Source organism: Mesorhizobium sp. CO1-1-11, from assembly GCF_020164995.1.
Classification (GTDB): Bacteria; Pseudomonadota; Alphaproteobacteria; order Rhizobiales; family Rhizobiaceae; genus Mesorhizobium; species Mesorhizobium australicum.
Window position 1 is genome coordinate 25,120 of the sequence record NZ_JAIUHE010000001.1, and the last position, 12,676, is coordinate 37,795.

General features: G+C 63.3%; 13 protein-coding genes. 4 read left to right on the forward strand and 9 right to left on the reverse strand.

Annotation, left to right across the window (positions count from 1 at the left end; genetic code table 11):
• Positions 1 to 32: 32 nt before the first annotated feature.
• From LB554_RS00125 to LB554_RS00135, 3 genes are read right to left on the reverse strand one after another with little or no spacing between them, the layout of a single operon-like run.
• Positions 33 to 1,031: an ABC transporter permease gene (locus LB554_RS00125; protein ID WP_411962607.1), complete on the reverse strand. Its 999-nt coding sequence runs from the start codon at positions 1,029 to 1,031 to the stop codon at positions 33 to 35.
• Positions 1,019 to 2,611 carry a sugar ABC transporter ATP-binding protein gene (locus tag LB554_RS00130; RefSeq protein WP_224582582.1) on the reverse strand — a complete coding sequence of 531 codons (1,593 nt, stop codon included), beginning with the start codon at positions 2,609 to 2,611 and terminating at the stop codon, positions 1,019 to 1,021. The genes LB554_RS00125 and LB554_RS00130 overlap by 13 nt, the downstream gene beginning before the upstream one ends.
• Positions 2,612 to 2,622: 11 nt before the next feature.
• On the reverse strand, positions 2,623 to 3,324 hold the full coding sequence (locus LB554_RS00135) for a GntR family transcriptional regulator (protein ID WP_141906507.1): 702 nt from the start codon (positions 3,322 to 3,324) through the stop codon (positions 2,623 to 2,625).
• 154 nt (positions 3,325 to 3,478) lie between these two features.
• On the opposite strand from LB554_RS00135, the gene LB554_RS00140 reads away from it, so the two are divergent.
• The 4 genes from LB554_RS00140 to LB554_RS00155 are packed head-to-tail and all read left to right on the forward strand — an operon-like array spanning position 3,479 to position 7,656.
• A complete protein-coding gene (locus LB554_RS00140; protein ID WP_224582584.1) occupies positions 3,479 to 4,705 on the forward strand; it encodes an iron-containing alcohol dehydrogenase in 1,227 nt (408 codons plus the stop codon).
• Between the two features lie 17 nt (positions 4,706 to 4,722).
• Positions 4,723 to 6,210: an NAD-dependent succinate-semialdehyde dehydrogenase gene (locus LB554_RS00145; RefSeq protein WP_140877778.1), complete on the forward strand. Its 1,488-nt coding sequence runs from the start codon at positions 4,723 to 4,725 to the stop codon at positions 6,208 to 6,210.
• 9 nt (positions 6,211 to 6,219) lie between these two features.
• Complete coding sequence (locus LB554_RS00150; protein WP_224582586.1) at positions 6,220 to 7,035, forward strand: alpha/beta hydrolase; 816 nt, start codon at positions 6,220 to 6,222, stop codon at positions 7,033 to 7,035.
• A 48-nt stretch (positions 7,036 to 7,083) separates the two neighbouring features.
• Positions 7,084 to 7,656 (forward strand): hypothetical protein, encoded by a 573-nt coding sequence (locus tag LB554_RS00155; protein WP_224582588.1) that lies wholly within the window; start codon positions 7,084 to 7,086, stop codon positions 7,654 to 7,656.
• A 38-nt stretch (positions 7,657 to 7,694) separates the two neighbouring features.
• Here LB554_RS00155 and LB554_RS00160 read toward each other — a convergent pair whose 3' ends face one another.
• From LB554_RS00160 to LB554_RS00185, 6 genes are read right to left on the reverse strand one after another with little or no spacing between them, the layout of a single operon-like run.
• The gene (locus LB554_RS00160; protein WP_224582589.1) at positions 7,695 to 8,258 is read right to left on the reverse strand and encodes a hypothetical protein; all 564 of its coding nucleotides are present in this window, start codon (positions 8,256 to 8,258) and stop codon (positions 7,695 to 7,697) included.
• Positions 8,255 to 8,827 (reverse strand): L,D-transpeptidase, encoded by a 573-nt coding sequence (locus LB554_RS00165; RefSeq protein ID WP_224582591.1) that lies wholly within the window; start codon positions 8,825 to 8,827, stop codon positions 8,255 to 8,257. The genes LB554_RS00160 and LB554_RS00165 overlap by 4 nt, the downstream gene beginning before the upstream one ends.
• Positions 8,814 to 9,977: a CpaE family protein gene (locus LB554_RS00170; RefSeq protein ID WP_015319180.1), complete on the reverse strand. Its 1,164-nt coding sequence runs from the start codon at positions 9,975 to 9,977 to the stop codon at positions 8,814 to 8,816. The genes LB554_RS00165 and LB554_RS00170 overlap by 14 nt, the downstream gene beginning before the upstream one ends.
• On the reverse strand, positions 9,974 to 10,609 hold the full coding sequence (locus LB554_RS00175) for a TadE/TadG family type IV pilus assembly protein (RefSeq protein WP_140823510.1): 636 nt from the start codon (positions 10,607 to 10,609) through the stop codon (positions 9,974 to 9,976). Before LB554_RS00175 ends, LB554_RS00170 begins: the two co-directional genes overlap by 4 nt.
• Positions 10,610 to 10,611: 2 nt before the next feature.
• On the reverse strand, positions 10,612 to 11,133 hold the full coding sequence (locus LB554_RS00180) for a TadE/TadG family type IV pilus assembly protein (protein WP_224582593.1): 522 nt from the start codon (positions 11,131 to 11,133) through the stop codon (positions 10,612 to 10,614).
• 5 nt (positions 11,134 to 11,138) lie between these two features.
• Entirely contained in the window at positions 11,139 to 12,665 is a 1,527-nt protein-coding gene (locus LB554_RS00185; protein ID WP_140665654.1) for a TadE/TadG family type IV pilus assembly protein, read from the reverse strand.
• Positions 12,666 to 12,676 lie beyond the last annotated feature (11 nt).

The following is a 12,676-nucleotide window of genomic DNA, read 5'->3' on the forward strand; positions in this document are numbered from 1 at the left end:
CAAAGACGCACCCGTGTGGTCCGGACACGGGGCTATTTCGAATTCGAGAACCTCTGAATGAGCATCGCGATGATGATGATGACGCCCTGAACCGCGGCGACCAGGTACTCGGAGACGAAGTCCGACAGCACCATGAGATTGGCGATCAGCTCCAGAATGACGGCGCCGGCGACGGTTCCCCAGATATGACCCTTGCCGCCACGCAGCGCCGTGCCGCCGATCACCACGGCGGTGATCACCTGCAGTTCCCAGAGCTGCCCGGTGGTCGGCGTTGCCGCACCCAGTCGCGGTACGTAGCAGATTGCGGCGATGGCCACGCAGACGCCTTGGACGATGTAAGCCATGGTGCGCGTCTTGATGACGGAGATGCCGGAATAGCGCGCGACGTCCTCGTTTGCGCCGACCGCCGCACATTTGCGCCCATACTTCATCTTGTAGAGGACGAACGATGCGACCGCAGCGACGGCGACCGATATCAGGATCGGGATCGGGACACCGCCGACAGTGCCGAAATAGACCGGCCGATAGGCTTCGCGCAGCGACCGGTCTATCGGTATCGTGCCGCCGTCGGTCAGATAGGTGATCAACGCGCGGAAAATGCCCATTGTGCCGAGCGTCGCAATGAACGGTTCGATCCGGCCTATGGTGACGATTAGGCCGTTGGCGAGGCCACACATAAGACCGACCAGGGTCGCCACGAGCATTCCAGCCGGTATCGCCCACAGGCCGGCGTGCGGCGCCACCGCGTTCATGAACATGATGGTGATGCCGGTGACGAAGGCGGCCATCGAGCCGACGGAAAGATCGAGCCCTCCCGACGAGATAACGAACGTCGCGCCGACAGCGATGATGGCGATGAAGGCGCTGCGGGTGATGACGTTGGCAAGGTTGGTCGCGGAGAGGAAGTCTGGATTGATGAGGAAGCCAACCACCAGCAGGGCGGCCAATGCCAGGAAGGGACCCACGTCGGTCCAGGTGATGTTCAAATCACCGACGCGATGTGTGGATGGGGATCCGGTCATGACAGCCATTCTGTTCCTCCCTCGGCCTTCGGCCTCGGTTTCGGGCCGCTTGTCGCCAGCAGCGCCACATTGCTTTCGGTCATCTCGGCGCCTTGGACCTCGCCCGTCAGGCGGCCTTCCCGCATGACGAGGATGCGGTCGCAGATGCCGATCAGCTCCTGCATTTCCGACGAGATGACGATGCAGGCTTTGCCGCTGCCGACGATGGCGTGGATGAAGGCGTAGATCTGAGCCTTGTTGGCGATGTCGATGCCACGGGTCGGTTCATCGATGACGACCACAGAGGGGTTGGTGAGCAGCACCTTGGCGAGCAGCAGCTTCTGCTGATTGCCGCCGGAAAGCTGTCCCGCCTTCACGCCAGGGCTCTTGAGCCGGATATCGTAGCTCCGGACGGCCTCTGTCAGCGCGGCCGACTCGCGGCGTCTGCTCAGAGCCAATGCGGGATGGAACCGTTCAAGTGCGGAAAGCGTGAGGTTGGGCGCCAGCCGTTCCTCGAGGAGCAGGCCCTTGCTCTTTCGGTCCTCTGTCAGGTAGCCGATGCCTGCGTCGATCGCTTCGCGTTGCGAGCGGATCCGGACGGGCCGTCCCTCGAGTTCGATCACGGCGTGGGCCGGACGCAGGCCCACCAGCCCTTCGAACAATTCCGTGCGGCCCGCGCCGATCATGCCGGCAAAGCCAAGAATTTCGCCCCTGTGAACGGTGAAAGAGACGTCTTCGGCGTAGCCCGGGACGGTGGCGCTTTTCACGCTCAGCATCGGCTCATCGGACGGTGCACTCTTCTGCGGGTAGAGCGTTGCAAGCTCGCGGCCGACCATCAGGCGTGCCATGTCCATCTGCGTCAGGGCCGTGCCCGGATAGGTGGCGATCATCCTGCCGTCGCGCAGCACGGTCACCTTGTCGGCAAGCTGCTGCACCTCATCCAGCCGATGGCTGATATAGAGGACGGCCGTGCCGTGGGCCTTTAACTGCCGGACGATTTCGAGGAGCCGATCCACTTCCTCGCCGGTCAGCACGGCGGTCGGCTCGTCGAAGATCACGACCTTGTAGTCGTCGAGCAGCGCGCGGGCGATCTGGACCAACTGGCGGTCGGCCAGCGAGATGTCGCGCACCAGCGCGGTCGGCGAGACCGCGCAGCCGATCCGTGCCAGCTTTTCGGCTGCCAGGCGCCGCATGGTGCGGTCGTCCATCACATGGCGGCGCGAAAGCTCGCGGCCGAGAAATAGATTGTCCGTCACCGTAAGCGCTTCGGCGAGCAGGATCTCCTGGTGGACGAGGGCGATACCGGCTTTCTGGGCCTGGTCGGGCTTGGCGAACGTCACCGGCCGACCGGCCATGGACAAGGTGCCGCGGGTTGGCTCGGCATAGCCGGACAGCAGCCGCATCAAAGTGGATTTTCCGGCACCGTTCTCGCCGATGATGGCGTGGATTTCGCCCGGCAGTATGTCGAGCGTGACGTCGGAGAGCACGGTCACCGGCCCATATTGCTTCGAGAGACCCTGAGAGCGCAGCACCGGCTCCACGGCCCCAGGCGCATTGCCGCCGGGCAGCGCACTTCCTCCCTCTCCGGCAATATTGGCGGTAACGGACATTCGTTCAGGCCTCAATCGAAGGCCGGCAGCAGGCGATCGCGCGAGTGCTCGATGTGGGCGCGCATTGCTTTCGCGGCGGCATCCGGATCGGCAGAGCCGAACGCGGCGAGGATCGCCTCATGCTCGTCCAGCGCCTCCTCGGTCACGCGGGAATGGTACATCAGGCGGAAAATGTGGAAGTGGGTGTGTTGATAACCCAGCGTCTCGCGGATGAGCTCGTTTTCAGCGTATTCCATGATCTTGTCGTGGAAGATCGCGTCCTGCCTGGCGAAGTTCGAATAGCGCAGGCGCTCGTCCTTGCCCTCGCGGCGCGACATCACGCCTGCGGCCTCCAGCAGCGTGCCGAGTTTGGCCTCGTCCATCGTGGCAGCGGCTTTCGCCGCGCCGTGCGGTTCGAGCAGGAGACGCATTTCGTACAATTCGTCGAAACGACGCCGCGTGATCTGCGGCGCGGCGCGATATCCGATCAGGTGCGTCTTCAGAACCAGTCCTTCGCCTTCGAGACGCCCCAGCGCCTCGCGGATCGGCGTATGGGAAACGTCGAATTCCTTGACCAGATTGTCGACGGTGATGCGCGAACCGGGCGCGATCTTCAGCGACATCAACTGCGCGAAGATGGCCTCGTAGACGTCCTCGGCCAGGCTGCCGGCCCGCTGAATGCGGCCCGCTCCCGTGGGCGTTTCACCACTATTGCTCAAACTGACAGGTTGCATTTTTCGCCTCTCGACAGGGCAGACTGCTAACACGAGGGTTTGACCGATGCAATACTATATCCTATACGATTTTGTCGGCGCCGCTCGATTGAGGATTTTCGGTGCGGATTTTTGCAATGCGTTTCTCCGAAACTCCCCAAGGATGCAGCCTGTCATGAGCCTTCTCACAGCCCTCCGGCTCCCACGCGAAATTCTGTTCGGGAAGGGACAGCGTCATGCGCTGCCGACCGTGGCCGGCCGCCACGGCCGCCGCGCCCTGGTCTGCACCGACGAACGTTTCGCCGGCACCGGCGTGTTCGCCGAAATGATGGAATCCCTGCGGTCGGCGTCGATCGACGTGCTGGTTCACGACGGTGTCCTTCCGGACGTGCCGCGCGATTCGGTGGCGGTCTGCGTCGAGGAAGCGAGGGGCTTCCGGCCAGATATGGTGATCGGCATCGGCGGCGGCAGCTGTCTCGATTTCGCCAAATGTGCCGCCTTGCTGATCAGCCATGGCGGCGAGCTGCGGGACTACTACGGCGAGTTCAAGGTCCCGGGGCCGATGCTGCCGCTGATCGCCGTGCCGACCACGGCTGGCACAGGATCGGAGGTGACGCCCGTTGCAGTGATATCGGATCCGGACCGGACGCTCAAAGTCGGCATATCGAGCCCCTATCTCATTGCTGCCGTTGCCGTCTGCGACCCCGAACTGACAATGACTTGTCCGCCGGGCCTGACCGCGGTTGCCGGTGCCGACGCGCTCACGCATGCGATCGAGGCCTTTACGGCCATGCGCCGGGACGGGGACTTCAGCCTGCCGCAGCGCCACGTGTTCATCGGCAAGACGCCGCTGACCGACCATTTCGCGCTGCTGGCCGTCAAACTTCTCGGCCGCAGCCTGGAGAAGGCGTGCATTGACGGCGGCGACGCCGAGGCGCGCTCCGACGTGATGATGGGAGCGCTGGCTGCGGGTTGCGCGTTCGGCACCGCCGGCACGGCGGCAGCGCACGCGGTGCAATACCCGGCCGGCGCGCTCACACATACGCCGCATGGGCTGGGAGTGGCGACAATGATGCCTTACGTCATGAGCTACAACAGCCGCGTGGCTGCGGCTGAGATCGCCGAGATAGGGATTGCTCTTGGCCTCGAGCCGAACGGTCGTGGTATCGACGAAATGGCGGACGCGACCATCGAGGAGATCAGGCGCTTGTTTGCGGCGATCGGCATCACCCCGACGCTGGCCGGTTTGGGGCTCCCGGCCGACAAGCTCGACTGGACCGCCGAGCAGGCGCTCGGCATCGATCGCCTGATCAAGAACAACCCGCGCCCATTCGACCTTGCCGCCATGCGCCGCCTTGTCCAGGCGGCCTATGACGGCGATCTCACCGCCTGCGCCATGTGAACGTCAGGAACAAGACGATGAACCTTCCCTACAATGCCTTCCCCCTCGATCAGGATCCATACGACGTTCGGGGCTTTCCGCACCGGCTCTATATTGGCGGACAATGGCTGCCGTCGTCCGACGGCGGGCTCATCGAGGTCACCGATCCATCCTCCGGCGCGGTGATCGCGGCAGTCCCCGATGCGACCCTGGAGGATGCCGCCGCCGCGGTCGAGGCAGCGGCCAAGGCCGCCAAGGGGTGGCGCGAGACAGCGCCGCGCAAGCGCTCGGAGATTCTCAGGCGCTGTTTCGAGCTGATGGTCGAGCGGTCGGAGACGCTTGCCATGCTGATCTCGCTGGAGAACGGCAAGGCCCTGCGCGACGCGCGCGGCGAGGTCGCCTATGCAGCTGAATTCTTCCGCTGGAACGCCGAGGAAGCGGTTCGTATCACCGGCGAGTTCGGCACCGCTCCATCCGGGACCAACCGCATCGTCGTCGACTACCAGCCGATCGGCATCTGCGTCCTCATCACGCCGTGGAATTTCCCCGCCGCGATGGCGACGCGCAAGATCGCACCGGCACTGGCGGCAGGCTGCACGGTCATTCTGAAACCGGCCAGCGAGACGCCGCTGACCGCCTATGCGCTGGCCGCGCTCTACAGCGAAGCCGGCGTACCGGACGGTGTCGTGAACGTGCTGACGACGTCGACACCCGGCCCCCTGACGTCGGCCATGCTGGCCGATCCGCGCGTCAGGAAGCTCTCCTTCACCGGTTCGACCGGGATCGGCCGGGCCTTGCTCGCCGAGGCCGCCAAGCATGTGATTTCCTGTTCCATGGAGCTTGGCGGCAATGCACCCTTCATCGTCTTCGACGATGCCGATCTCGACGCGGCCCTCGACGGCGCCATGATCGCCAAAATGCGCAATGCCGGCGAAGCCTGTACGGCTGCCAATCGCATCTACGTCCAGTCCGGCATCCACGATGCGTTCGCCGACGGTCTTGCGCGGCGCATGGCTGCGCTCAAGATCGGCGCCGGCACCAAGGCGGACACCGAATGTGGACCCATGATCACCAAGAAGGCGGTCGACAAGATCGACCGGCTGGTCAAGGACGCGGTCAGCCGGGGGGCCAAGGTACTGTGCGGCGGCTCGGTGCCTGAAGGGGATGGCTTTTTCTATCCGCCGACCGTCTTGTCCGAAGTCTCGCCGGACGCCGACATGGCGCATGAGGAGATCTTCGGCCCGGTAGCGCCCATCACCCGCTTCGAGAGCGAGGCGCAGGCCATCCTCCACGCCAACAACACCGAATACGGCCTCGCCGCCTATCTCTACACCCGCGATGTGGCACGCGGCATGCGGGTGGCCGCCGAGATCGAGGCCGGCATGATCGGCCTCAACCGCGGCCTGATGTCGGATCCCGCCGCGCCCTTCGGCGGAGTCAAGCAGAGCGGCCTCGGGCGGGAAGGGGGCCAGCATCACGGCATCGCCGAGTTCATGGAGGCCAAATACATCGCTGTAACCTTCTGAGCGGACACCATGTCGAAGGACCCTTTTCGCACCCGTGACCACGTTGCCGATTTCGATGACATCGTGGCCGACATCGTCGCCCGCAGCACCGCGACGCGGGCTTCGCTGCCGATGCTGGCGGACATCGCCTATGGCCCGCACGAGGCCGAACGCCTCGACCTGTTCTTTCCGAAGGGACCGCGCAGGAACCTCCCGGTGCACATCTTCATCCATGGCGGTTATTGGCGCATGTTCGCCAAGAGCGACTATTCCTACATCGCCGAAACGGTGACGAGCGCCAGGGCAATCGCGGTCGTGATCGACTATGCGCTGATGCCCGCCGTCAGGATGGCGGCAATCGTCGACCAGGTCCGGCGCGCGAGGCAATGGGTGCTGGATAATATCGCCAGCCATGGTGGCGATGCCGGTCGCCTAAGTGTCAGTGGTCATTCCGCCGGGGCGCATCTGGCGACCTTTTTGTTCGACGAGGGATCGGCACATCCGCCCTCGGCGGCACTCCTGCTCGGCGGGCTCTACGATTTGAAGCCCCTCCAGAAATCCTTCCTGGAGCCCTTGATAGGCCTGACCGACACGGAAGTCGGGGCGTATTCGCCGATGGGCAAATCCCACTCGTCGCGGACAAAGGTCACGCTGCTGGTCGGCGCGCGGGAAACGGAACCGTTTCACCTGCAGGCCAAATTGTTTGCCGATCGCCTGACGGAGCAGCGCCTGACGGCCTCGATCGGCATCGTCGAGGGGCGCAATCACATGGACAGCGTCCGGGATTTGGGTGTCAGGCATACAAAAGCGGGCACTTGGCTGTACGACCTGATCCGAGCCGCTTGATCGATCCTGTCTCAGCCGAAACCTTCCCCGTTAAGCCTTGCGCAACTCATGGCGCGTAATCTGCCTGCCAGATTGCGAGGCACCATGAAGCGCCAACCACTATTGCTTTTCGCCTTTCCTGCCTGTGTCCTGCTGATCCTCGCGGCGGAGCGAATGGCCACGCTCCTGCTCGGAACTTACCCCGCAAGCCCCGACATGTGGAAGATCTGGCTCGCCTTGCATCCCTCGTCGGGCATGGTCTGGCAGCAGGTCGATGTCTATCTGGGAGGGTCGATGGTCCTGGATTTCGCTCTGCTGGGCGCGGCCCTGGTGGTCTGCTGGATGGCAAGCCGGGCCAGAAGGTCGGCCGCATTCTTTCTTGCCAACCACGGCATCTTGGTCCTCGCGGCGTCGATGATTTTCATCGGTGGCCGTTCGCAGACCGCCAGCACCATTGCCGCGTTCACGGCGCCGAGTGGCTTTCGGTTCTCGCTGATGATGGACTTCACCTGGCTGAATTGCCTGCTGGCGGTCATCGGGGTCACCGCCTGCGCCTATTGTCACCTTGCCTATGTCCGTGAACTCGGCATGCGCGTTGAATCGCGGCGCGTCCGGATCATGGCACTGCAGCGGGATTTCTAGACCAGCGCAGCGCTACGCGGCCACGCCCAAGGCCCGACCTAGTTTATCTTGTGATAGGTGACCTTGCCTTCCGGCGATACGCTCCGCTGGTAGTTGGAGCTCGGCGCGGGAGGCGCTGCCGGTGCCGACCGCCTTCGCGTTACCCGCGGCATATCCCCGATGGCAGGCTCCGCGTCGGCGGCGCTGGCGACCGCCGCCATGTCTTCGGCGGGCGAGGGGAGTTCGACGACGCGCGGCTCGTCGCCACCGTGATTTCCCGACATCGCCGGTGGCTGCCGGGCGATGTTGGCGTTGACTTCGCCGAAGCTCGCCCGCAGCCGGTCGTCCAGCGCCTCGAACCGGCTTTGAAATCCATTGTTGACGGTGTCGAGCCGAGCGCTCATGCGCTGCTCGAACTGGCCGAGGTCCTCCAGCCGCGCCTCGATTGCGCGCAGATCGTTGATGCCGCGGTAGAGATAGACGGCCGTGGTGGCGTTCAGCAGGGCAAACAGCGCCAGGCCGACAGAGACGGCAATGGCGAGCCTGGACCGGCTCTTCTCCCTGTCGAGCAACAGCGGTTCGACCGCTAGCACAAGGTCGTCGGGATCGCTGATCGTCGTCATTGGACCACCACCTTGGTGCCGACAGGCACGCGCCTGAAAAGATCGATGACATCGGTATTGGTCAGGCGAAAACAGCCCGACGTGCCGTCGAAACCCACGCCCGAAGGGTCGTTGGTGCCATGGATGCGATAGAGCGTGTCGCGGCCATCCCGAAGCAGATAGAGCGCCCTTGCGCCGAGTGGATTGTACGGCCCCGAGGGCACCATGTCAGGCAATTCCGGCCGGCGGGCGCGCATTTCCCTGGGCGGCCGCCACGCCGGCCACTCGGTCTTGGCTCCCACCTGGACCGTACCCGTCCAGCCGAAGCCGTCGCGTCCGACACTGATCCGGTAGCGCAGGGCCTCGCCCTTGCCGGTCACCAGATAGAGCGCTTTTTCCTGCTTGCGGATGATGATGGTCCCGGTCTTCTCCTGGGTGGAAAACGCCACCGTCTTGCGCAGGCTGGGACCCATGGCCGGCAGAGGCGGGCGGCTGTCCGCCAACGCGATCTGTCCGGCCGCTGGCGCCAGCGCCAGGCCGAGCAGGCAGGCGGCTGTCAGCCGCAAGCGATGGCCGCTAGCGGGCCGCATCGTCGAGCCGCTCGCGGAACATCTTCTTCAGGTCCTTGTTGAAGCGCGCCCGCCCATCCACTTCGGACGGCAGCATGGCGCGGTTCAGCGCGTCGGCCAGCAGGGCGTTGTCGAGGCCGACCGACTTGATGTGCGGCGCCTTGAAGATCTTCTCCAGCTCGCTGCGCGAGAAGTGGTTGCCGAACCATTTGCGCTTGTGCTTGTTGGCCACCAGCGTGATTGAGACGGCATTGCCGCGCAGCTCGCGGATCTTCTTGTAGAGCCGTTTGCCTTGCCGCAGCGAAGCGACATTGAGCTCGAAGACGATGAAGATCTCGTCGCTCGTCGACAGCACGGAATTGTGCCAGGGCGTTTCGATGTTCGGCAGGTCGATGACGATGTCGTCGAAACGGTAGGCGACGAGGTCGAGCAGCCGGAAGACGAAATCGGCGCCCTGCGGCTCGAACGGCAGCTGCGGCCGCTCGAAGGCATAGAGCGTCAGGCCGGAAGGCCGCGACAGCTTGATGACATCCATCAATTCGACGTCGAGCCGTTCCGGCTGGCCGATAATGCCGGCAAGGTCGAACTGGTTGAACAGGTTGAGATAGGCGCCGCAATTGGCGCTCTGGAAGTCGAGGTCGACCAGGCAGGTCGAGGCCGCGCGCTCGGTCGATTTCGAAGCCAGGAACTCGGCCGCCGACAGCGCCAGCGTCGTGGCGCCGGCGCCGCCGCTGGCGCTGATGAAGGTGATGATGCGGCTCTTGGCGCCCTGGTTGCCGCTGTCGTGGAAGGTGACGGCGTTGAGCAGTTCCTTGCCGTCGAGCGGCTTGTGCAGCCAGTCCGAGGCATTCATGCGCACCAGGACGCGTGTCTGCTCCGAAGTCAATTCGTCGGAAACCGCGATCAGCGGCACACCAGCCCACAGCGCGCGCGCCTCGACGATGCCTGGATTGCCAAGCAATTCGCCATTGCCGAGATCGAGGATGACGATGCCCGGGCGCGTGTCGGCCGGCGGCCCCTTGAGGAAGTCGCCCGTCTCGGCAACCCGCACATCATAGATCGCCAGCGCATCGAGCCGCGTCGCCACATCGCGCTTGAAATTCGGATCCGAGGAAAACAGCGCAACCTGCTTTCGCTTGGTGGGGGTAACCTTAGTGCTGATGGCATTCATGGCCAGGTGCTCTTGATGTCTTCGCCCGTAACCGTGCTCAGCATGGAGGGCATGTTGATGTTGGCGAAACCCATCAGTCCTTGGAGGAAGAAGAACTGGAAAGTCCTGTTTTGCAGGCTGACGGCGATTGTCGGCACCGGCCCTCCAAGCCGGGTCTGATATCCAAGGCCGCTGGCCCTGTAGGTGATGACGACGTTGCTGCGCAGCAGGCCCGGGAAGAAGTGGCACATTCCAGCCCGCTGGTTTGCAGCCAGATCGGGGCAGGCGTCGTCATTGGTGTTTGCGGTGTCGCCACGAAAGATGCGGCTGAAATTGGCGGCGCTGAAGCCGCCGCTATTGCTGCAGGCGCCCGTGCCGGCGGTGTAGGTGCAGACGAAAGGTCCATAGGCGTCGGCGATAATCGGGGCGCCGGGAGACGAGATCGGGCCCGCGGTCGCGAGGTTGGTTGCCACCGCATCCGATATCGAAGCCAGCCGGGCGCCGACCTGAACGGCCTTGGTTGCTGCGTTCCATTGGTAGAACGCGTAGCCGAAATCGACGAAGCCCAGGACAAGTGAGAACAGCAGCGTCGATACAATGGTCATTTCCACCATCGCCGCGCCGTCTTCTGACTTTGTGAAACTCTGGATCATGGTCAAAACCGGATCAACCGCTCGTCATGGGAGCCTTGCAGCGTTATCGGACCGACACCGATGAATGCCAGCATCCCGACACCGGTGTATGGGTAGGTGCCGGACGCGCGCACGGTGCAGACTTGTGCCGTGGTGGAGCGATATTGGGTAACGCCGGCCACCACGGTGTCCTGGCACCCATAGTTCGTGGTCACGGTGACATTCGAGGTCTGCCAGCCGGCGACACGTGCGGGCGCCGTCCCTGTCGGGTTGCCGAACACCGCTATATTCGCGGCAATCGTCGCACAGTTGATGGCTGCCAGCCCGGAGTCGGTATACAATTGACTGTTGCAACGCGCGGCATAGCGGGCGGCGTCGGTAAGGCCGGCCTCCATTAGCAACTTGTCATGGATCAGATTGCCGAACTCGAACACCCCGGCCGACAAGATCAGCATCAGTGGCGTGATCAGTGTCATCTCAACAAGCACCGCGCCACGTTGGTCGTGCCTAAATCGATCGAGATATCGAGACAGCATCGCGAACATGGTGGTCACCGGTAGAGCTGCGCTTCATCGCGCAGGTAGTTGTCGAGCGTGCCATTGCCGCCTTTTCCGGTGATGTCGACCAACTCAACGTAAATATTCTTACCGTCCTTGATCGGTTCGGTGATGAAGAAGCTGCCGAATCTCCTCACCGGAATACCCGTCTGGCGGCCGCTGAAATTCGTACCCGAAGCCTGCAACGCATTGCAGTCCAGGATTGCGCCGTAAAGCAGCCGGCGGTCGGGCGTAGAGATAGGGGTGCGGGCTTCTGCGGGCGGTGTGCCTCTTTCACCTCCAACCGCGGCATCGCCGGCAATACTGTCATCGGTGAGAGGGTTGCCGTCGGGATCGTTCTCATAACGATAGACCTCATACCGCGTCGGCAGGTTGGCACCGGTTCCCGACAGAGCAGCAGGCACAGCACGTGTGGGATGATTGGCGGCCCAGTAACGCGCGAAATTCCAATCTCCGGCGCCCATGCGACCGCCCATCAAGGTGCAGTTGCCGGCGATCTGGCACGAGTCACGTTCAAGGCCGACCCCCTTTGTCGGGTCCGTTTCATAGGTGACCTTGTTGCTCTTGACGTACTGGTCCCAGTTTGTGGCACCCTTGCGCACATTGGTCGCAGGACCATCCGAGTAGCTTGACGAATCGATGCCGAAACGCGAGTTGATACCGTTCTCGACAGGGCCAGCGTTCTGTCCCGGCTCCGTATCGACGCCGTCGCGCGAATAACAATTCTGCGGCTTGGAATCGGCGAGCATCTTTTCGAGCTGATTGGCGCCGTTGCCAAATGGCGAAGCCAGGAAAGCGAAGTTGCCGGGAAAATAGGATCCGTCTCCGCGCAGCATGATTTGGCGGCGACGATATTGCCTGGTTTGTGCCGCCTGCTCAAGCGTGACGCCGCCGGTGATGGTTGTGTCCTCATACGGGTTGCACATGAAAACGGGCGTGTAATCGCAGACGCCCGACGTGAACCCTGCCGTCGCACGGGCAGCAACGTTGAAGCTGTTGCTGGCCGAATTGCTCGTCAGAAACGACGCCGGGAATATTGCCGCGAAGCCGGTCGGAGCCACCCTCACTTCGATGAATGCGGTTTCATCTTCGCCGATGGATTGCGTTGCATTGGCATAGTTCGCGCTGGTGACCGGCGCTCCGTCAGACGCGGGCAAGGTTTTGAGGAAACACCACGAAATGTTGGCGGCGCTGTTGCATTGTGCGGTGCCGCCCGGCTCCCCGGACTTCAAGGTGAACCGGCCGGTAGCGCCAACGGTCGAGAAAGTAGCATCGTTGGCGACCAGTTTCGCCATGGCGCGTTCGGCTCTGGCCCATGAACCGGGCAAGCCATCAAGCTCGGCGGCGCCAGCCAACGCAAATGCGTCCGCTGCCTTCTGCAGATCGTTGTGCAGATTGTTGACCCGGCTCATATCGATTGCCAGCAGCGAAAATCCGATGATCGCCGGCAGCGTAACGCTGACGAGGATCAGCGCTATTCCCCTCTGATCGTGCCAGAAGGCGCGAATGGTCCGCAACATGGCCTTACTCT

Excerpts from the sequence above, each read along its gene's own strand:
- LB554_RS00130 (WP_224582582.1), bottom strand. The coding sequence starts at position 2,611 with ATGTCCGTTACCGCCAATATTGCCGGAGAGGGAGGAAGTGCGCTGCCC.
- LB554_RS00145 (WP_140877778.1), top strand. The coding sequence starts at position 4,723 with ATGAACCTTCCCTACAATGCCTTCCCCCTCGATCAGGATCCATACGAC.
- LB554_RS00170 (WP_015319180.1), bottom strand. The coding sequence starts at position 9,977 with ATGAATGCCATCAGCACTAAGGTTACCCCCACCAAGCGAAAGCAGGTT.
- LB554_RS00150 (WP_224582586.1), top strand. The coding sequence starts at position 6,220 with ATGTCGAAGGACCCTTTTCGCACCCGTGACCACGTTGCCGATTTCGAT.
- LB554_RS00165 (WP_224582591.1), bottom strand. The coding sequence starts at position 8,827 with ATGCGGCCCGCTAGCGGCCATCGCTTGCGGCTGACAGCCGCCTGCCTG.
- LB554_RS00140 (WP_224582584.1), top strand. The coding sequence starts at position 3,479 with ATGAGCCTTCTCACAGCCCTCCGGCTCCCACGCGAAATTCTGTTCGGG.
- LB554_RS00135 (WP_141906507.1), bottom strand. The coding sequence starts at position 3,324 with ATGCAACCTGTCAGTTTGAGCAATAGTGGTGAAACGCCCACGGGAGCG.
- LB554_RS00180 (WP_224582593.1), bottom strand. The coding sequence starts at position 11,133 with ATGTTCGCGATGCTGTCTCGATATCTCGATCGATTTAGGCACGACCAA.
- LB554_RS00185 (WP_140665654.1), bottom strand. The coding sequence starts at position 12,665 with ATGTTGCGGACCATTCGCGCCTTCTGGCACGATCAGAGGGGAATAGCG.
- LB554_RS00175 (WP_140823510.1), bottom strand. The coding sequence starts at position 10,609 with ATGATCCAGAGTTTCACAAAGTCAGAAGACGGCGCGGCGATGGTGGAA.
- LB554_RS00155 (WP_224582588.1), top strand. The coding sequence starts at position 7,084 with ATGGCGCGTAATCTGCCTGCCAGATTGCGAGGCACCATGAAGCGCCAA.
- LB554_RS00160 (WP_224582589.1), bottom strand. The coding sequence starts at position 8,258 with ATGACGACGATCAGCGATCCCGACGACCTTGTGCTAGCGGTCGAACCG.
- LB554_RS00125 (WP_411962607.1), bottom strand. The coding sequence starts at position 1,031 with ATGGCTGTCATGACCGGATCCCCATCCACACATCGCGTCGGTGATTTG.